This is a genomic window from Candidatus Methylopumilus universalis, from assembly GCF_006365315.1.
In the GTDB taxonomy this organism is placed as follows: domain Bacteria; phylum Pseudomonadota; class Gammaproteobacteria; order Burkholderiales; family Methylophilaceae; genus Methylopumilus; species Methylopumilus universalis.
The window spans coordinates 151,811-168,150 of the sequence record NZ_CP040968.1 but is presented as its reverse complement, the minus strand read 5'-3'; the positions used below and the strand labels follow the sequence as shown (position 1 = coordinate 168,150).

The window sequence follows — 16,340 nt, the reverse complement described above, 5'->3', positions numbered from 1 at the left end:
TTTTATAAGTTTTAATCTAAAAATTATTTAAAACAAAAAAGCAATGGCTGACAGCAAGCTGTCAGCCATGCTAATTAGCATTACTTAAGCTCTGCTGTAGCGCCAGCTTCTTTTAATTTAGCTAGTGCTTCTTCAGCTGCGGCTTTTGCAACACCTTCTTTAATTGGCTTAGGTGCGCCATCTACTAAGTCTTTAGCTTCTTTTAAGCCAAGACCTGTGATTTCACGAACAGCTTTAATAACGTTTACTTTTTGCTCACCTGAAGCAGTTAACATCACAGTAAACTCAGTTTGTTCTGCAGCAGCAGCGCCGCCAGCAGCAGCAGCGGCAGGTGCAGCTGCAACAGCAGCAGCAGCTGAAACGCCAAATTTTTCTTCCATATCTTTAATAAGCTCTGACAAGTCAAGAACTGTCATTGCACTTACTGCATCTAAAATTTCAGCTTTAGAGATAGCCATTTAATACTCCTAATAAAAAAATTTAAATTAATCGTTAAAGTTACGCAGGTTTTTGATCGCGAACTGCCGCTAAGCCACGTACAAATTTTGTTGGTACCTCATTAAGCGTACGAACAAACTTCGCAATTGGTGCTTGCATTGTTCCCAATAATTTTGCGAGTAATTCTTCACGACTTGGTAATGATGCTAATGCCTCAATATTTGAAGCGCTCATTACCTTATTCGGCATTGCTCCTGATTTAATAACAAACTTATCGTTTGACTTGGCAAAATCATTTAGCACTTTAGCAACTGCAACTGGATCAGTTGAGATGCCATACACTATTGGACCTACCATTTCATTAGCTAAGTCAGAGAATGCAGTTCCATCTACGGCTCTTCGAACTAAAGTGTTCTTTAAGACGCGAAGATAAACTCCTGATTTTCTGGCTTGAACTCTTAGCGCTGTCATCTCAGAAACACCAATACCTCGGTTTTCTGCTAAAACAACTGCTTGAGCGCCTGCGATTTGCTTATTAACTTCAGCAACCACTGCCTTTTTTTGTTCAAGATTAAGACTCAAGGTCTTCTCCTTCCGTTAAATTAAGCATTAAGTAAACTTAATACCAACATTACGGCGACCTTTATCAGGATGCTATCCCTTAGGGGTACCGCCATCTGCGTAGGCTCTAGCAAACGATCACTAGAATTAGACTTGTTAGCACCTACGGTCTTTGAAAGCTTCACCGATATTTTCGTATCAGTGAACCCAAAGTTCTTTTTAAAAAAGCTTTCGCTTTTTTTTAATTCCTTACACTAAACTTGTTGAATCGATTCTTACACCAGCACCCATCGTGCTAGAAACCGATAATTTTTTTACAAAAATACCTTTAGTTGTGGGTGGCTTAGCTTTGTTAATTGCATCAATTAACGCTGCCAAATTACCTTTTAATTGGTCCACAGAAAATGATGCACGACCAATAGTGCAATGGACAATACCGCCTTTATCAGTTCTATATTGAACTTGTCCACCTTTTGCATTCTTAACTGCTGCAGCTGTATCTGGCGTTACCGTTCCTACTTTTGGATTTGGCATTAAACCTCTTGGTCCTAATACTTGACCTAATGCACCAACAACTTTCATCGCGTCTGGCGTTGCAATAACAACGTCAAAATCCATCATGCCGCCTTTAATTTTTTCAGCGAGATCATCAAATCCTACAATGTCAGCCCCTGCTGCTTTTGCAGCTTCAGCTGCAGCACCTTGGGCAAACACTGCAACACGTGTTGTTTTGCCTGTGCCATTTGGAAGCACTAATGCACCGCGAATAAGTTGATCAGATTTTTTAGCGTCAATACCTAAATTAATCACTGCATCCACTGATTCATCAAATTTTGCTGTTGCTGTTTCTTTAACAAGCTGAAGACCTTCTTGTGCGGGATAAGATTTATCACGGTCAACTTTAGATCTTAATGTTGTAATTCTTTTATTTAATGGCATTTTATACACCCTCCACTTCTATACCCATGCTTCGAGCACTGCCTGCGATTGTTCGCACTGCAGCATCCATATCAGAAGCTGTAAGATCTGCCATTTTTGTTTTGGCAATTTCTTCAGCTTGCGCTCTAGTAATTTTTCCAACTTTATCCGTATGCGGTCTTGGCGAACCCTTTTCTAATTTTGCTGCTTTTTTAATTAGAATTGATGCAGGTGGCGTTTTCATAACAAAAGTAAAACTCTTGTCTGCGAAAGCGGTAATCACAACGGGAATAGGTAGTCCGGGTTCAACAGTTTGTGTAGCGGCATTAAATGCCTTACAAAACTCCATAATATTTAAGCCTCTTTGGCCTAGCGCAGGTCCTACAGGTGGACTTGGATTTGCTTTGCCGGCTGGGATTTGTAGCTTTATATAGCCAACGATTTTCTTTGCCATTTCATTCTCCTAAATTAGGTGCAAACGCTTTATTTAAAAAAGCTCCCTAGTTAATTTTTACTGCTTTACTACTAAACTTCTTTTTCTACTTGGCCAAACTCAAGCTCAACTGGTGTTGCTCTACCAAAAATAACCACAGATACTTTAAGTTTGCTTTTTTCGTAATTGATATCTTCAATCGTTCCTGAGAACTCTTTAAACGGTCCATCAATAACTCGAATTGATTCACCTTTTTCAAAGGTTAGTTTTTGCGTTGGATTGGTTTTGCTCTCATCCATACGCTGTAAAATAATCTCTACTTCTTTATCTTTAATCGGTGTTGGTTTTAGTGCACTACCACCAATGAAAGCAGTGACCTTTGGTGTACTTTTAACTAAATGCCAGCTCTCGTCATTCATTTCCATTTGCACAAGAACGTAGCCTGGATATAGTTTTCTTTCGCTTAATGTTTTTTGGCCAGCCTTCATTTCAATAACCTCTTCTACAGGCACTAAAATATCACCAAAAAAACTCTGGAGACTTGATCGCTCAATTCTTTCAGATAGTCCTTTTTGAACTAACTTTTCATATCCAGAAAAAGCTTGGACAGCATACCAGCGCATCGTCATTACTAACCCCGTCCCAATAACCAATTAATCATGTATGAAAAACTTATATCTACCAATGCCAAGAAAACTGCCATCACAGCAACTAGAATAAATACAGTAATTGTCATTTGTATTGTTTCTTTTCTTGTTGGCCAAACAACTCTTTTAGCTTCAACAATGGATTCGTTAATAAATCCAAATGTCTTTTGACCAAGTGCTGTTTTCCAAAAAACTATCCCTGCAAATCCAAGTCCGGCAAGAATTGCTAATATTCTTAGCACTAAAGCTTGATCACTTAATAGATAAAACCCAACTATTCCCGCTACAAAAAGTAAGAATGAAAAAACAATTTTTAACTTATCAGTCATTAATACTTCTTTCTTTTAATGGCAGGCCAGGAGGGTCTCGAACCCCCAACCCTCGGTTTTGGAGACCGATACTCTACCAATTGAGCTACTGGCCTAAATATAAAATTTATCTTTAAAACTATTCAATCACCTTAGCAACAACACCAGCGCCTACTGTGCGGCCACCTTCACGAATCGCAAAACGTAAACCTTCTTCCATCGCGATTGGTGCAATGAGTGTTACTGTGATTGACACGTTGTCACCTGGCATCACCATTTCTGTGCCTGCTGGTAAATCAACAGCGCCTGTTACGTCTGTTGTTCTGAAGTAGAACTGTGGGCGGTAACCATTGAAGAATGGTGTATGACGACCACCTTCATCTTTACCAAGCACATAGATCTCTGCAGCGAATTTTGTATGTGGTGTGATTGAACCTGCTTTAGCTAATACTTGACCACGTTCAACTTCTTCACGTTTTGTACCACGTAACAACACACCTACGTTGTCGCCTGCTTGACCTTGGTCAAGTAACTTACGGAACATTTCAACGCCTGTACATGTTGTTTTAAGTGTAGGTTTGATACCTACGATTTCAATTTCATCGCCCACTTTAACAATACCGCGCTCAACACGACCCGTTACTACAGTACCGCGACCTGAGATTGAGAACACATCTTCAACTGGCATTAAGAATGCACCGTCGATTGCACGTTCTGGCATTGGTATATAAGAATCAAGTGCTTCAGCTAATTTAAAGATTGATGGCTCACCAATTTCAGATTGGTCACCTTCGAGTGCTAATTTTGCAGAACCTATCACGATTGGCGTTTTGTCGCCTGGGAAGTCATATTTCGTTAAAAGGTCACGTACTTCCATTTCAACGAGCTCTAATAATTCTTTGTCATCCACCATGTCTGCTTTATTTAAGAAGACCACAATGTAAGGCACGCCTACTTGGCGAGCTAAAAGGATATGTTCACGAGTTTGAGGCATTGGGCCGTCAGCTGCTGAACATACAAGGATTGCGCCGTCCATCTGCGCTGCACCTGTAATCATATTTTTAACATAGTCAGCATGGCCTGGGCAGTCAACGTGCGCATAATGGCGATTCGCTGTTTCGTATTCTACGTGGGCTGTATTAATTGTAATACCACGTGCTTTTTCTTCTGGCGCCGCATCAATTTGATCGTAAGCCTTAGCTTCTCCGCCAAATTTCTTAGCAAGAATCGTTGTGATTGCCGCTGTAAGTGTTGTCTTACCATGGTCAACGTGACCAATTGTGCCAACGTTCACATGGGGTTTGGTACGTTCAAATTTGCCTTTTGCCATAATGTTATATCCTTAATTAATTACATTCTTCAAAAATATCTACTGGTGCCCATGGCGGGAATCGGACCCGCGACCTCTCCCTTACCAAGGGAGTGCTCTACCACTGAGCCACATGGGCGTGTCCAAATTCTCAATATATCTGGAGCGGGCGACGAGGTTCGAACTCGCGACATTTAGTTTGGAAAACTAATGCTCTACCAGCTGAGCTACACCCGCACACCCATGGATCTAATCTCCACGTCACCTCAAAAGAGCATATTACTCATGGTGGAGGGGGAAGGATTCGAACCTTCGTACTCAGAGAGAACGGATTTACAGTCCGTCGCCTTTAACCACTCGGCCACCCCTCCAAACCGAACCCTAAATTATGTTGGTTTTTTTGATTTTTGTCAAACTAATGAGGGACTTATAGATAAGAAATAAATACGAACTAAGATGGTGCCGGATGTCGGAATCGAACTGACGACCTTCGCATTACAAGTGCGCTGCTCTACCAACTGAGCTAATCCGGCGTTATCAGGAGGCGCTACTATACCAATTTATTTAAATTTGAACTAGTTTTTTAGCTCTTAACTAGAGTTAATTTAGGTTTATTGGGTGATTTTTTTGTTTCAGCTGTACCTAATTCTTGATCTTCTTTCGCTTCAAAGAACAATCCTTCACCATTTTCTTTAGCGTAAATCCCTTCAACAGCAGAAATAGGGAGGTATAAATTTTCAGGTGCGCCATTAAATCTTGCTGTAAAGGTAATTGCTTCATCTCCCATAAGCAAATCTTTAATAGAACCAGGACTTAAATTAAGAAGAATTTTTCCATCTTTAATAAAAGCTCTGGGGGCTAAGGTATTTTGGTCTATCTTTACAAGCAAATAAGGTGTGTGTTGTTCAGCAACACACCATTCATAAATTGCTCTTACAAGATAAGGTTTGGTTGAAGCTGATTTTGCCATTAATGCTAAATTATTTTCTCATCGCTTTTTCTGAAGGTGTCATTGCATCAGCATAAAGTGGTCTTGAGAATAATTTCTCTGCGTACTTGAGTAATGGTGCTGCTTGATTTGGAAGCTCAATACCATAATGGCCCAATCGCCATAATAAAGGAGCAATCGCAACATCTAACATCGAAAATTCGTCACTCAATAAATGTTGTTGTTTAGAAAAAATGGGAACAATTAAAAGTAAATTATCACGCACATGTTTTTTTGCAATCTCTTTAGCAGTTTCATCAGAGGATTCTAAAGCGGGAATATGCACAAATAATTGCTTCTCAAAATCACTTAAAAATAAACGTGCTCTAGCTCTCATCACTGGATCAGCTGGCATAAGCTGAGGGTGAGGAAAGCGCTCATCAATATATTCGTTAATAATATTAGCGTCTGTTAATACAAGATCTCTTTCTACTAAGACAGGAACAGAATTATGAGGACTTAGAATAGCGAGGTCTTCCGGTTTATTTGCTAAGTCAACATCAACAACTTCAAAGTCCATACCTTTTTCAAATAGAACGATTCTACAGCGATGGCTAAAAGGATCGATTGAGCCTGAATATAATTTCATCATAATTATTTAATATCTTTCCAAAATTCTTTCTTGAGTTTGACTGTTAAAACTAATAACAAGCCGAGGAATAACAAAACATAATACCCCATATGGAGTCTTTTTAGCTTTGAGGGTTCTGACATGAAAGTAAGATAATTTACAAGGTCTCCTACAAGCGCATCATATTCTTTCACCGAAAGCGAACCTGATTTAACAATCTCTAGAGTTTGGTGCTCTGGGTTTAGCTTTTGATCGCCTTGCAACTTCCACAAAATGTGAGGCATCGCCGTTTTTTCAAAAATAGTGTTGTTCCATCCGGTAGGCGAAGATGAGTCACGATAATATCCTCTTAGATAACTATAAATCCAATCCGCACCTCTTGCCCTTACTTCAACAGAAAGATCGGGAGGAGCCACTCCAAACCATGCCTTAGCATCTTTTTTGGTCATCGCAATTTTCATTGGCTCACCAACTTTTTCTGCTGTGAAAAGTAGATTCTCTTTAATTAAATTATCAGATAAACCAATATCTTTTAAGCGGTTGTATCTCATATAGTTTGCACTATGGCAATTTAAACAATAATTAATGAATGTTTTAGCGCCTCTTTGAAGAGAGGCTTGATCATTTAAATCGATGGGCGCTTTATCTAAAGTTACATGCTCATTCGCAAATGCAACATTAGAAAATACAATAACGAATATTAAAAATAATTTAGTTAAAATTTTCATTTATTACTGACCCTTGATGGAACTGGTTTTGTTTTATCTTTTTGACTGAAGTAGGGCATCAATAAAAAGAATAAGAAATAAGTTACCGTAAAAATTCGAGCAACTACTGTTGCTTTATCAACCCCACCAATCAAGGGAATTGCATTGGAGAATTGTCCCCAAACATTTGATGGAACTGTACCTAAATATCCCAAAACAAAAAAGCTCACAACAAATAATGCAATCCATCTTTTAAATAAATTGCCTTTGTATCGAATTGATTTAACCTTGCTTTTATCTAGCCAAGGTAAAAAAGCAAATGCGAGTACGGATAATCCCATTGCAGCAACGCCTGGAAATTGTGAATTTAAAACAGGTGGGACAGCCCGAAGAATTGAATAATACGGAGTGAAATACCAAACAGGCGCTATGTGCGCAGGCGTTTTTAGTGGGTCAGCAGGAATAAAATTATTGGCCTCTAAAAAGTAGCCTCCCATTTCTGGCCAATAAAAAACAATCAGCGCAAATACAATAAGGAATACCGAAACACCAATTAAATCTTTTACTGTGTAATAGGGGTGAAATGGAATGCCATCCAAAGGAATGCTTGTTTTTTTATCGAGATTCTTTTTTATCTCAACGCCATCAGGGTTATTTGAGCCAACTTCATGAAGCGCTACCAGATGAAAAAATACAAGACCTAAAAGTACAATAGGAAGAGCAATCACATGAAAAGCAAAAAAGCGATTGAGTGTTGCATCTGAAACTAGATAATCACCTCTTAGCCACTCCGATAAATCTGGGCCTATAAATGGGATAGTGGAAAACAGATTTACAATAACTTGCGCGCCCCAATAAGACATTTGTCCCCAAGGTAAAAGATATCCAAAGAAAGCCTCGCCCATCAAACATAGAAAAATAGCTACGCCAAAGAGCCATAAGAGCTCCCTTGGATTTTTATAGGATCCATAAATTAAAGCTTTAAACATATGAAGATAAATAACAACAAAGAATAAAGATGCACCTGTAGAGTGCATGTATCTTATCAACCAACCGAATGAAACATCTCGCATAATGTATTCAACAGAGGCGAATGCTAATTCTGCATCAGGCTTATAATGCATCGTCAACAAAAGGCCTGTAACCAATTGAAGAATCAGGGTAAGTAGGGCAAGTGCTCCAAAAAAATACCAGAAATTAAAATTTTTAGGTGCGTAATACTCAGTAAGATGGTTTGTAATTAAAGATGACAAGGGGAATCTTTCATCTATCCAAGCCATTAACCCGGCTTTAGATTTTTTTGTTTTAATTTCTGATTTCATACTTTTAAGTAATCCTTATCCTTTATTATCTTCACCAATTAAGAGGGTGCTGTCATTGATATATTTATGCGGAGGAACTACAAGATTAATTGGTGCTGGAGAACCCTTATATACACGCCCAGCTAAATCGAACTTAGAACCGTGACATGGACAGAAAAATCCGCCATTCCAATTTTCGCCCATATCACCTTGCATTTCTAATTTAGCGGTTGGTGAACAACCTAGATGAGTGCAAATACCAACCAAGACAAGTAAATTAGGTTTGAGAGATCTTGTAGCATTCTTGCAATAACTTGGTTGCTGAGAAACTACATCAAGATTAGGGTCAGAAAGATTAGGGTCATTTTTTTTCAAATCATCTAACATTGCCTTAGAGCGATTGATAATCCAAACTGGCTGACCTCTCCATTCAGTCGTGATCATAGATCCTGCTTCAATCTTACTTAAGTCAACTTCAACAGGTGCTCCAGCTGCTTTAGCGCGTTCACTTGGTGTCATGCTTGATAAAAAAGGAACGGCAATCGCTCCTGCGCCAATTGCGCCAGTTACAGTAGTAGCTGCAATTAAAAAACTTCTTTTCTTTTTATCTATTTTATCGTCTTGATGGTTTGCCATGATCTTCTGTTAAGTATGCTTTTATGAAATTAATATGGTTGAGAGAAATTAACTCTGCGAAAGTTAGTTCATTATACAAAGTTTCATTCGAAATCTAAATAGCAGGCAAAGCTAAATTAAAGCTTATCAAGCCTTTAAGTTAATTCGTTTTGATGCAAATAAGCCCAATTCATATAAAAAACACAATGGAATAGCCAAGCAAAATTGTGAGATAACATCAGGTGGTGTCAAAATAGCGCTAATGATAAAGGCAATAACAATCATATAAGGTCTTGCTTCTTCCAATTTTTTAACCTTTACCCATCCTAATGTTACTAATATAAGAATGATCACAGGCACTTCGAATGCCAAACCAAATGAAATGAGTAAGGATAAAATTAAATCTAAATAATTTGAAATATCTATCATCAAGCTTACATTTGATGGCGTCATGAGAATAAAGAAATTAAATACAATTGGGAAAATTAGGTAGTAAGCAAAGGCCATCCCTATAAAGAACAATACAAATCCATTCACAAATGAAAATAAAATTAATTTTTTTTCTTTTTTATAAAGTCCAGGGGAAATAAAACGCCACAACTGATAAAAAATAAAAGGAAGTGAAAGCAAAAACGAAACAAAAGCTGTGATTTTAAGTGGTACTAAAAAAGTTGAAGTAAGACCTGTACTGATCAGCCTGTTCCCATCCGTTAACTTAGCAATGATTGGCGCTGAAAAAAAACTGTAAATATCATTTGCATAAAAACTTAAACATATAAAAATAATAATAAAACTAACCGCAGCCCTAAAAAGAGTATTTCTTAATTCAATGAGTTGCTGAATAAAAGGTTTAAAGTGAGTCACCGAGATTTAATCGACTTTTTTTTAATTTCACGCTGGATTTTTTGAAGCTCTTTAAACTTTTCTTCTCGCTCAATTTCTTCTTTAAGTTTGCCAATATAGCTTTGGGCTCTTCCAGTGAGCTTGCCTAGGACTTTAGCTACCTTAGGCAACTTTTCTGGGCCGATGACCATAAGTGCCACAAAAAAAATAACAACTAATTCTGAGAATGAAACATCAAACATTAAACTTATTTTCTGGCTCTTGTTTTTGATGTTCTTCGAATTGATTTTTTAACTTTAGTTGTATTTTCATTCTTAACAGCATCTTTAAAGTTTTTAATGGCAGCGCCTAAGTCGCTACCAATATTTCTTAATTTACTTGTGCCGAAAATTAAGAAGACAATTAATAAAACTATTAGCCAATGTGTAATACTTGAAAAGCCCATAAAAACTCCCTTATTAAATTTTTGCTAGTTTTGAACTTCCACCATATACATGAAAGTGCATATGAAAAACTTCTTGACCGCCTTCGACACCAGAATTAATCATTGTTCGAAAACCTTTTAATCCCAAATCTTTTGCTAACTTCGGCGCTAATAGAAGCATATTCGATATGATGTCCTTATCAGATTCATTGCAGGCCATTAAATTTTCAATATGTTTTTTGGGTGTTATAAGAAAATGCACCTTATCAATGGGGTGAACATCATGAAAAGCAATTAACTCATCATTCTCAAATATTTTTTTGCTAGGTATAGAACCGTCAATAATTTTACAAAAAATGCAGGTCATATTATTTTGCTTTTTGAACGGTTTTCTTTCTCTTCAATACCCGAAGTGCCTTCTCTCTTTGCAAGTTCATTCAAAATATCTTCTGCACTTAAATTTTTATGTGCCATTAATACTAAAGTATGAAACCAAAGATCGGCGACTTCGTGAATAAGCTCTTTATTATCTCCTTGGCGCGCGGCAATAATTGTTTCGAAAGCCTCTTCATTTACTTTTTTTAAAATAGCTTCTAATCCATCGCGATACAAAGAAGCTGTATATGACTTAGTCGGATCATCTTTTTTTCTAGCTTCGAGTGTTTCCGTAAGCTTTTTTAAAATAGTATTCATATTATTTATTTTTTATAAATATCTTTAGGCTCTTTGATGACGACATGATCAGTTACCCAAATGCCTTTATCATCTAATTTTTGGTAGAAACAAGTTTCACGTCCAGTATGGCAAGCAATATTTTCAACTTGCTCGATTTTAATCAAAATAACATCGCCATCACAATCAAGTCTTATTTCACGAACATTTTGTGTGTGCCCGGATTCCTCACCTTTTTCCCAAATTTTTTTCCTAGATCTTGACCAATAAAAGGCTTTTTTATTTTTTTGTGTGAGCTCCAAAGCTTCTTCGTTCATCCATGCAAACATAAGAACTTTATTTGTTTTATAGTCTTGAGCGATCACCGGCACAAGGCCATCAGAGTCCCATTTAATTGAATGTATCCAGCTCATTGACGAATCTCTATGTGATTAGACTTCATAAATGCTTTTGCTTCATCGATTGTATATTCTCCAAAGTGAAATATACTTGCTGCTAGGACTGCATCAGCTCCACCTATTTTTATACCATCTACAAGATGCTGAAGGTCTCCAACGCCTCCGGAAGCAATAATAGGCACATCTACTTTATCAGATATTGCCTTAATCAATTCGAGATCAAACCCTTTTTTTGTCCCGTCTCGATCCATGCTCGTAATTAATAATTCGCCTGCGCCTAATGAAGCCATTTTCGCAGCCCATTCAATTGCATCTAGCCCAGTAGCATTTCTGCCTCCATGAGTAAATACTTGCCAAAAAGATTTATCTCCCTGGACTGTTAATTTTGCATCTATTGCAACAACAATACACTGGGAACCAAAACGAGATGAAGTTTGATAAACAATATCTGGATTAACAATTGCTGATGTATTAATACTGACTTTGTCAGCACCTGCATTAAGTAAATTTCTTACATCCTCTATAGTTCGAACACCACCGCCTACCGTCAGTGGTATAAAAACTTCTTTTGCAACTTTTTCAATAATATGAAGTATCAAACCTCGATTATCTGAACTTGCTGTGATATCTAAAAAAGTTAATTCATCGGCGCCTTGTTCGTTATATTTTTTTGCGACCTCTACGGGGTCTCCTGCATCTTTTAACTCTAAAAAATTAATACCTTTAACCACTCTGCCATCAGTCACATCTAGACAAGGAATAATTCTTTTTGCGAGCGACATTTACTTGATAAGCTCATCTGCGAGCGCTTGTGCTGCCTTAAAATCAAGCGTGCCCTCGTATATGGCCCTGCCTGTAATTGCTCCAATGACACCCGAATAGGCAATTGAACTTAAATTTCTAATGTCTTCTAGATTGGTCACCCCACCACTGGCAATGACAGGAATCGTTAGCGCCTCAGCAAGTTTTTCGGTCGCCTCAATATTTAATCCATTTAACATGCCATCACGTCCAATATCTGTATAGATGATTCCTTCAACACCATATCCTTCAAATTTTTTTGCAAGTTCAATCACATTGTGTCCAGTTAATTTAGCCCACCCATCAATGGCCACTTCTCCTTCTTTTGCATCAAGTCCCACAATGATTTGCCCAGGAAATGCATAACAGGCCTCATGAAGGAAGCCAGGATTTTTAACCGCAGCTGTTCCTATGATGATGTAGTCAACTCCGCTATTAAGGTATTTTTCTACAGTATCAAGATTACGAATGCCACCGCCTAATTGAATTGGAATCGCACCATCAACTTCTTTTACAATTGCTTTAATCGCCGATTCATTGACTGGTTTGCCTGCAAAAGCACCATTTAGATCGACCAGATGCAATCTTCTTGCGCCAAGATCTGCCCATTGCTTTGCTACCTGTCCAGGGTTTTCTGAAAAGATTGTTGATTCTTCCATTAAGCCTTGCTTAAGCCTAACGCACTTACCATCTTTTAGATCAATCGCTGGAATAATTAACATAAACTAAAAACCTATACTGACCATTGAACGAAGTTTTTTATAAGCTGTAAGCCAGCTGTAGAACTTTTTTCTGGATGAAATTGCACTGCAAAAATATTTTCTTTAGCAATAGCACAACAAAATTTTTGCGCATATGACGTTTCAGCTGACACGATATTTTTATCTTTAGACTCTAAATAATAACTATGAACAAAATAAAATCGATCGTTATTACTGATGTTTTGCCATAAAGGATGATTATTTGTTTGTGACACTTCATTCCATCCCATATGAGGAATTTTTAACTTATGACCGCTTTCGTCCGCTGTATTTTCATTATTAAATCGCTTAATGGTGCCGCTCAACAATCCTAAACCGTCCACATTACCTTCTTCACTTTTATCAAATAGCATTTGCAAACCAATGCATATTCCTAAAAAAGGTTTTGTTTTTGCCGCGTCTAGAACAGAGGATCTTAAATTTCTTTCATCAAGCTCTCTTATGCAATCAGGCATAGCGCCTTGGCCAGGAAAAACGACGTGATGTGCTTTTTTAATATCAGCAGGATTACTTGTAACTTTAATATCAGCTTCAGGCGAGACTTGTTTAAAGGCATTAAATACTGACTTTAAATTTCCCATTCCATAATCAATGATTGCGATCATTATTATTTTGGTGAAAAAAGGTTTATAGACTACCTTTGGTTGAGGGGGTTATGCCAGAAATTTTTGGATCAATACAAACGGCCATTTTAAGGGCTCTTCCAAATGCCTTATATATTGTTTCTGCCTGGTGATGTGAGTTATCGCCTTTAAGATTGTCGATGTGAATCGTGATATTTGCATGATTTACGAACCCTTGAAAAAATTCGTGTATTAAATCAACGTCAAATTCACCTATAACCGCTCTTTTAAATTCCACATCAAATTCAAGTCCGGGCCTACCTGAGATATCAAGCACAACTCTAGACAATGCTTCATCTAAAGGGATAATGGCTGAACCATATCTGGTAATGCCTTTTTTATCTCCGATTGCTTTATTGAAAGCCTGCCCAAGAACTATACCAACGTCTTCAACAGTATGATGTGCATCAATATGAAGATCGCCTTTTGCTGTGACTTCTAAATCAAACATACCATGCCGCGCCACTTGGTCTAACATATGATCCAAGAAACCAATGCCAGTATTGAGTTTTGCACTCCCCTGACCATCAAGATTAATACTTACCTCAATTTTAGTTTCGTTTGTATTTCTTGAAACGGATGCTGATCTTGTCATATTTTTTTACTTAAAGTAGATAAGATATTTTAACTCATTAAAAATGTAATTAACATCAATTATTTCATGTGCTTAGGATAAGCTTTAAGGCTTTAAGCAATGAATCCATTTCTTCATCAGAACCAATTGTGAATCGAATATAAGAAGAAATTCGTATCGGATTATCAAAACGCCTTACCACAATTCCTTGATCTCTTAGTTTGCTTACGATTATGTTTCCCTCAACACTAGTATGTTTAGCAAAAATAAAATTAGCGCCTGAAGGAAGTACTGAAAAATTAAGGCTAGTCAGTTTTTCTATAAAATTTAATTTTGTATGAATAACTTTTTGGCAGATATTTTTAAAATATGAATCATCTTTGAAGGATTCAATGCCTGCAACTAATCCTAATCGATCTATCGGGTAAGAGTTAAAACTATCTTTGACTCTTATCAAAGCCTCAATAAGGTCTGCATGTCCTATAGCGTAACCGAGTCTTAATCCTGCCAATGATCTCGATTTTGAAAATGAATGGGTGACTAATAAATTATTGTATTTTTCTGTAAGGTGAATAACAGATTCCGTACCAAAATCGACATAAGCTTCATCTACAATAACTACAGAACTATTATTCTTTTTGAGGAAATTTTCAATCTGATTTGAAGTAATCGGAATGCCAGTAGGTGCATTTGGGTTTGGAAAAATAATACCTCCATTAGGTATTAAATAATCATTTAATACAATCTCAAATGAATCATTCAGAGGTATGACCTTAAAGTCAATTTCATACAGCTTGCAGTAAACGGGGTAAAAACTATAAGTAATATCAGGAAATAAAATAGGTGCGTTATGTTTTAAAAGTGCCTGAAAAGCAATGGCTAAGACTTCATCCGAACCATTGCCTACAAAAACATTATTAGTCTTTACTTTAAAATAATCTGCAATTGATGTTTTAAGTGCTTCTGAATTTGGGTCTGGGTATAGCCTTAAAGTGTCATCCGCAAACTGTTTAATTGCAGCAATAACTTTTGGGCTTGGCCCGTAAGGATTCTCGTTCGTATTTAACTTAACAAGATTATTAATTTTGGGTTGCTCGCCAGGAACGTATGGTGTTAAAACATGAACTACCTTGCTCCAAAATTTACTCATTATCTATACGATACTCTGCAGATTTTGCATGCGCCTGAAGTCCTTCGCCATGCGCCAAGACTGAAGCAATTTTTCCAAGCTTACGTGCGCCTTGATTGGATAATTTAATTAAGCTTGAGCGTTTTTGAAAATCATAAACGCCAAGTGGCGAAGAAAATCTTGCTGTTCTTGATGTAGGTAATACATGATTTGGTCCAGCACAATAGTCCCCTACAGCTTCGCATGTATTTCTTCCCATAAAAATAGCACCGGCATGTTTAATACTATTAACGAGCAGATCTGGATCATCTACTGAAAGCTCCAAATGTTCCGGTGAAATAAAATTTGAAATCTCTGCCGCTTCTTCTAATGTTTTTACTTTAATCATTGCACCTCTATTTTTTAAAGAAGTTTCAATAATATTTTTTCTAGGCATGCTTTCAATCAGCTTGTTAACACTTTCTTGAACCTGATCTAAAAAGGCAGCGCTTGGGCTAATTAAAATTGATTGTGCGAGCTCATCATGTTCTGCCTGAGAAAATAAATCCATAGCAATCCAATCTGGATTAGATTTTTCATCTGCAATAATAAGTATTTCTGAGGGTCCTGCAATCATATCAATACCAACCACACCAAAAACTCTTCTTTTAGCCTCTGCAACATAAGCATTGCCCGGCCCTACGATTTTGTCGACTTGAGGAATCGTTTCCGTGCCATAGGCTAAAGCGCCTATTGCTTGAGCGCCACCAATTGCAAATACACGATCAACTTTTACAAGTGCTGCAGCTGCTAACACCAATTGGTTTCTTTCTCCAAGAGGAGATGGAACCACCATAATAATTTCTCGAACCCCAGCAACCTTTGCTGGAATTGCATTCATTAATACTGAAGAAGGATATGCGGCTTTCCCTCCAGGAACATATAAACCTACACGGTCTAATGATGTAACTTTTTGACCAAGTAACGTCTCATCATCTTCTGTATAGCTCCAAGAACTGATTAACTGTTTTTTGTGATATTCAAAAACTCTCTTAGCTGCCTTCTCAAGAGCCTCTCTCGATGCCGCAGGTAAATTTTCCAAAGCCAAGCTTAGTTCTTCTTTAGAAATTTCTAACTCAGCCATGCGCGAAAAATCTACATGATCAAATTTTTTAGTATATTCAATCACGGCTTCGTCGCCTCTTTTTTTAACATCACTCAAAATTTCTGTGACCGTCTTTTCGATTTGAATATTATCTTCAGCCTCAAAGAAAATGAGCTGACTTAACTGATCTTTAAAGTTTGGATCTTCTGTGTTGAGTTTTTTAATTTGAATCATA

General features: G+C 37.3%; 24 protein-coding genes and 5 tRNA genes. All 29 read right to left on the bottom strand.

The window, feature by feature from the left end; translation table 11 throughout:
* Positions 1-80 precede the first annotated feature (80 nt).
* On the bottom strand, positions 81-458 hold the full coding sequence (gene rplL, locus FIT79_RS00960; RefSeq protein ID WP_139875354.1) for a 50S ribosomal protein L7/L12: 378 nt from the start codon (positions 456-458) through the stop codon (positions 81-83).
* A 40-nt stretch (positions 459-498) separates the two neighbouring features.
* Positions 499-1,020 (bottom strand): 50S ribosomal protein L10, encoded by a 522-nt coding sequence (gene rplJ, locus FIT79_RS00955; protein ID WP_139870002.1) that lies wholly within the window; start codon positions 1,018-1,020, stop codon positions 499-501.
* Positions 1,021-1,248: 228 nt separating this feature from the next.
* Complete coding sequence (gene rplA / locus FIT79_RS00950) at positions 1,249-1,938, bottom strand: 50S ribosomal protein L1 (RefSeq protein ID WP_139866852.1); 690 nt, start codon at positions 1,936-1,938, stop codon at positions 1,249-1,251.
* Position 1,939: 1 nt separating this feature from the next.
* Positions 1,940-2,371: a 50S ribosomal protein L11 gene (rplK, locus tag FIT79_RS00945; protein ID WP_046486936.1), complete on the bottom strand. Its 432-nt coding sequence runs from the start codon at positions 2,369-2,371 to the stop codon at positions 1,940-1,942.
* A gap of 71 nt (positions 2,372-2,442) precedes the next feature.
* A complete protein-coding gene (gene nusG / locus FIT79_RS00940; protein WP_139868805.1) occupies positions 2,443-2,979 on the bottom strand; it encodes a transcription termination/antitermination protein NusG in 537 nt (178 codons plus the stop codon).
* Positions 2,980-2,981: 2 nt separating this feature from the next.
* On the bottom strand, positions 2,982-3,326 hold the full coding sequence (gene secE, locus FIT79_RS00935; protein WP_139866850.1) for a preprotein translocase subunit SecE: 345 nt from the start codon (positions 3,324-3,326) through the stop codon (positions 2,982-2,984).
* Positions 3,327-3,345: 19 nt separating this feature from the next.
* Positions 3,346-3,421 (bottom strand) — tRNA-Trp (locus FIT79_RS00930).
* Positions 3,422-3,444: 23 nt separating this feature from the next.
* The gene (gene tuf / locus FIT79_RS00925; RefSeq protein WP_139866869.1) at positions 3,445-4,635 is read right to left on the bottom strand and encodes an elongation factor Tu; all 1,191 of its coding nucleotides are present in this window, start codon (positions 4,633-4,635) and stop codon (positions 3,445-3,447) included.
* Positions 4,636-4,678: 43 nt separating this feature from the next.
* Positions 4,679-4,753 (bottom strand) — tRNA-Thr (locus FIT79_RS00920).
* Between the two features lie 22 nt (positions 4,754-4,775).
* Positions 4,776-4,851: transfer RNA gene (locus FIT79_RS00915), tRNA-Gly, on the bottom strand.
* Positions 4,852-4,900: 49 nt separating this feature from the next.
* Positions 4,901-4,985, bottom strand: a tRNA-Tyr gene (locus FIT79_RS00910).
* An 86-nt stretch (positions 4,986-5,071) separates the two neighbouring features.
* Positions 5,072-5,147 (bottom strand) — tRNA-Thr (locus FIT79_RS00905).
* A 50-nt stretch (positions 5,148-5,197) separates the two neighbouring features.
* Positions 5,198-5,584, bottom strand: a complete 387-nt coding sequence (locus FIT79_RS00900) for a ClpXP protease specificity-enhancing factor (protein WP_139875353.1) — start codon at positions 5,582-5,584, stop codon at positions 5,198-5,200.
* Positions 5,585-5,594: 10 nt separating this feature from the next.
* Complete coding sequence (locus FIT79_RS00895; protein ID WP_139866844.1) at positions 5,595-6,194, bottom strand: glutathione S-transferase N-terminal domain-containing protein; 600 nt, start codon at positions 6,192-6,194, stop codon at positions 5,595-5,597.
* Positions 6,195-6,196: 2 nt separating this feature from the next.
* Positions 6,197-6,901, bottom strand: coding sequence for a cytochrome c1 (locus FIT79_RS00890; RefSeq protein ID WP_139875352.1), 705 nt, complete (start codon positions 6,899-6,901; stop codon positions 6,197-6,199).
* Complete coding sequence (locus FIT79_RS00885; protein ID WP_139875351.1) at positions 6,898-8,202, bottom strand: cytochrome b; 1,305 nt, start codon at positions 8,200-8,202, stop codon at positions 6,898-6,900. The genes FIT79_RS00890 and FIT79_RS00885 overlap by 4 nt, the downstream gene beginning before the upstream one ends.
* Positions 8,203-8,217: 15 nt before the next feature.
* On the bottom strand, positions 8,218-8,817 hold the full coding sequence (petA, locus tag FIT79_RS00880) for a ubiquinol-cytochrome c reductase iron-sulfur subunit (protein ID WP_139866837.1): 600 nt from the start codon (positions 8,815-8,817) through the stop codon (positions 8,218-8,220).
* Between the two features lie 126 nt (positions 8,818-8,943).
* Positions 8,944-9,660: a twin-arginine translocase subunit TatC gene (tatC, locus tag FIT79_RS00875; RefSeq protein ID WP_139875350.1), complete on the bottom strand. Its 717-nt coding sequence runs from the start codon at positions 9,658-9,660 to the stop codon at positions 8,944-8,946.
* The gene (gene tatB / locus FIT79_RS00870; RefSeq protein WP_052734595.1) at positions 9,657-9,881 is read right to left on the bottom strand and encodes a Sec-independent protein translocase protein TatB; all 225 of its coding nucleotides are present in this window, start codon (positions 9,879-9,881) and stop codon (positions 9,657-9,659) included. The genes tatC and tatB overlap by 4 nt, the downstream gene beginning before the upstream one ends.
* Before the next feature lie 5 nt (positions 9,882-9,886).
* Positions 9,887-10,084 carry a Sec-independent protein translocase subunit TatA gene (gene tatA, locus FIT79_RS00865; RefSeq protein ID WP_139869997.1) on the bottom strand — a complete coding sequence of 66 codons (198 nt, stop codon included), beginning with the start codon at positions 10,082-10,084 and terminating at the stop codon, positions 9,887-9,889.
* Between the two features lie 13 nt (positions 10,085-10,097).
* The gene (locus FIT79_RS00860; RefSeq protein ID WP_139866831.1) at positions 10,098-10,430 is read right to left on the bottom strand and encodes a histidine triad nucleotide-binding protein; all 333 of its coding nucleotides are present in this window, start codon (positions 10,428-10,430) and stop codon (positions 10,098-10,100) included.
* Entirely contained in the window at positions 10,427-10,756 is a 330-nt protein-coding gene (locus FIT79_RS00855) for a phosphoribosyl-ATP diphosphatase (RefSeq protein WP_139866829.1), read from the bottom strand. Before FIT79_RS00855 ends, FIT79_RS00860 begins: the two co-directional genes overlap by 4 nt.
* 5 nt (positions 10,757-10,761) lie before the next feature.
* Positions 10,762-11,148 (bottom strand): phosphoribosyl-AMP cyclohydrolase, encoded by a 387-nt coding sequence (gene hisI / locus FIT79_RS00850; protein WP_139866827.1) that lies wholly within the window; start codon positions 11,146-11,148, stop codon positions 10,762-10,764.
* A complete protein-coding gene (gene hisF, locus FIT79_RS00845) occupies positions 11,145-11,915 on the bottom strand; it encodes an imidazole glycerol phosphate synthase subunit HisF (protein WP_139869996.1) in 771 nt (256 codons plus the stop codon). The genes hisI and hisF overlap by 4 nt, the downstream gene beginning before the upstream one ends.
* A complete protein-coding gene (gene hisA / locus FIT79_RS00840) occupies positions 11,916-12,656 on the bottom strand; it encodes a 1-(5-phosphoribosyl)-5-[(5-phosphoribosylamino)methylideneamino]imidazole-4-carboxamide isomerase (RefSeq protein WP_139869995.1) in 741 nt (246 codons plus the stop codon).
* Between the two features lie 11 nt (positions 12,657-12,667).
* Complete coding sequence (gene hisH / locus FIT79_RS00835) at positions 12,668-13,300, bottom strand: imidazole glycerol phosphate synthase subunit HisH (protein ID WP_139866815.1); 633 nt, start codon at positions 13,298-13,300, stop codon at positions 12,668-12,670.
* Positions 13,301-13,322: 22 nt separating this feature from the next.
* On the bottom strand, positions 13,323-13,913 hold the full coding sequence (hisB, locus tag FIT79_RS00830; RefSeq protein ID WP_139875349.1) for an imidazoleglycerol-phosphate dehydratase HisB: 591 nt from the start codon (positions 13,911-13,913) through the stop codon (positions 13,323-13,325).
* Positions 13,914-13,977: 64 nt separating this feature from the next.
* Positions 13,978-15,042, bottom strand: coding sequence for a histidinol-phosphate transaminase (gene hisC / locus FIT79_RS00825; protein ID WP_139875348.1), 1,065 nt, complete (start codon positions 15,040-15,042; stop codon positions 13,978-13,980).
* Positions 15,035-16,339 (bottom strand): histidinol dehydrogenase, encoded by a 1,305-nt coding sequence (hisD, locus tag FIT79_RS00820; RefSeq protein WP_420886482.1) that lies wholly within the window; start codon positions 16,337-16,339, stop codon positions 15,035-15,037. Before hisD ends, hisC begins: the two co-directional genes overlap by 8 nt.
* Position 16,340 lies beyond the last annotated feature (1 nt).

Bases quoted from the DNA above. Each gene is read 5' to 3' on its own strand.
- rplL (WP_139875354.1), bottom strand. From the start codon at position 458: ATGGCTATCTCTAAAGCTGAAATTTTAGATGCAGTAAGTGCAATGACA.
- rplA (WP_139866852.1), bottom strand. From the start codon at position 1,938: ATGCCATTAAATAAAAGAATTACAACATTAAGATCTAAAGTTGACCGT.
- rplK (WP_046486936.1), bottom strand. From the start codon at position 2,371: ATGGCAAAGAAAATCGTTGGCTATATAAAGCTACAAATCCCAGCCGGC.
- nusG (WP_139868805.1), bottom strand. From the start codon at position 2,979: ATGACGATGCGCTGGTATGCTGTCCAAGCTTTTTCTGGATATGAAAAG.
- secE (WP_139866850.1), bottom strand. From the start codon at position 3,326: ATGACTGATAAGTTAAAAATTGTTTTTTCATTCTTACTTTTTGTAGCG.
- tuf (WP_139866869.1), bottom strand. From the start codon at position 4,635: ATGGCAAAAGGCAAATTTGAACGTACCAAACCCCATGTGAACGTTGGC.
- FIT79_RS00900 (WP_139875353.1), bottom strand. From the start codon at position 5,584: ATGGCAAAATCAGCTTCAACCAAACCTTATCTTGTAAGAGCAATTTAT.
- FIT79_RS00895 (WP_139866844.1), bottom strand. From the start codon at position 6,194: ATGATGAAATTATATTCAGGCTCAATCGATCCTTTTAGCCATCGCTGT.
- FIT79_RS00890 (WP_139875352.1), bottom strand. From the start codon at position 6,901: ATGAAAATTTTAACTAAATTATTTTTAATATTCGTTATTGTATTTTCT.
- FIT79_RS00885 (WP_139875351.1), bottom strand. From the start codon at position 8,202: ATGAAATCAGAAATTAAAACAAAAAAATCTAAAGCCGGGTTAATGGCT.
- petA (WP_139866837.1), bottom strand. From the start codon at position 8,817: ATGGCAAACCATCAAGACGATAAAATAGATAAAAAGAAAAGAAGTTTT.
- tatB (WP_052734595.1), bottom strand. From the start codon at position 9,881: ATGTTTGATGTTTCATTCTCAGAATTAGTTGTTATTTTTTTTGTGGCA.
- tatA (WP_139869997.1), bottom strand. From the start codon at position 10,084: ATGGGCTTTTCAAGTATTACACATTGGCTAATAGTTTTATTAATTGTC.
- FIT79_RS00860 (WP_139866831.1), bottom strand. From the start codon at position 10,430: ATGACCTGCATTTTTTGTAAAATTATTGACGGTTCTATACCTAGCAAA.
- FIT79_RS00855 (WP_139866829.1), bottom strand. From the start codon at position 10,756: ATGAATACTATTTTAAAAAAGCTTACGGAAACACTCGAAGCTAGAAAA.
- hisI (WP_139866827.1), bottom strand. From the start codon at position 11,148: ATGAGCTGGATACATTCAATTAAATGGGACTCTGATGGCCTTGTGCCG.
- hisF (WP_139869996.1), bottom strand. From the start codon at position 11,915: ATGTCGCTCGCAAAAAGAATTATTCCTTGTCTAGATGTGACTGATGGC.
- hisA (WP_139869995.1), bottom strand. From the start codon at position 12,656: ATGTTAATTATTCCAGCGATTGATCTAAAAGATGGTAAGTGCGTTAGG.
- hisH (WP_139866815.1), bottom strand. From the start codon at position 13,300: ATGATCGCAATCATTGATTATGGAATGGGAAATTTAAAGTCAGTATTT.
- hisB (WP_139875349.1), bottom strand. From the start codon at position 13,913: ATGACAAGATCAGCATCCGTTTCAAGAAATACAAACGAAACTAAAATT.
- hisC (WP_139875348.1), bottom strand. From the start codon at position 15,042: ATGAGTAAATTTTGGAGCAAGGTAGTTCATGTTTTAACACCATACGTT.
- hisD (WP_420886482.1), bottom strand. From the start codon at position 16,339: ATGATTCAAATTAAAAAACTCAACACAGAAGATCCAAACTTTAAAGAT.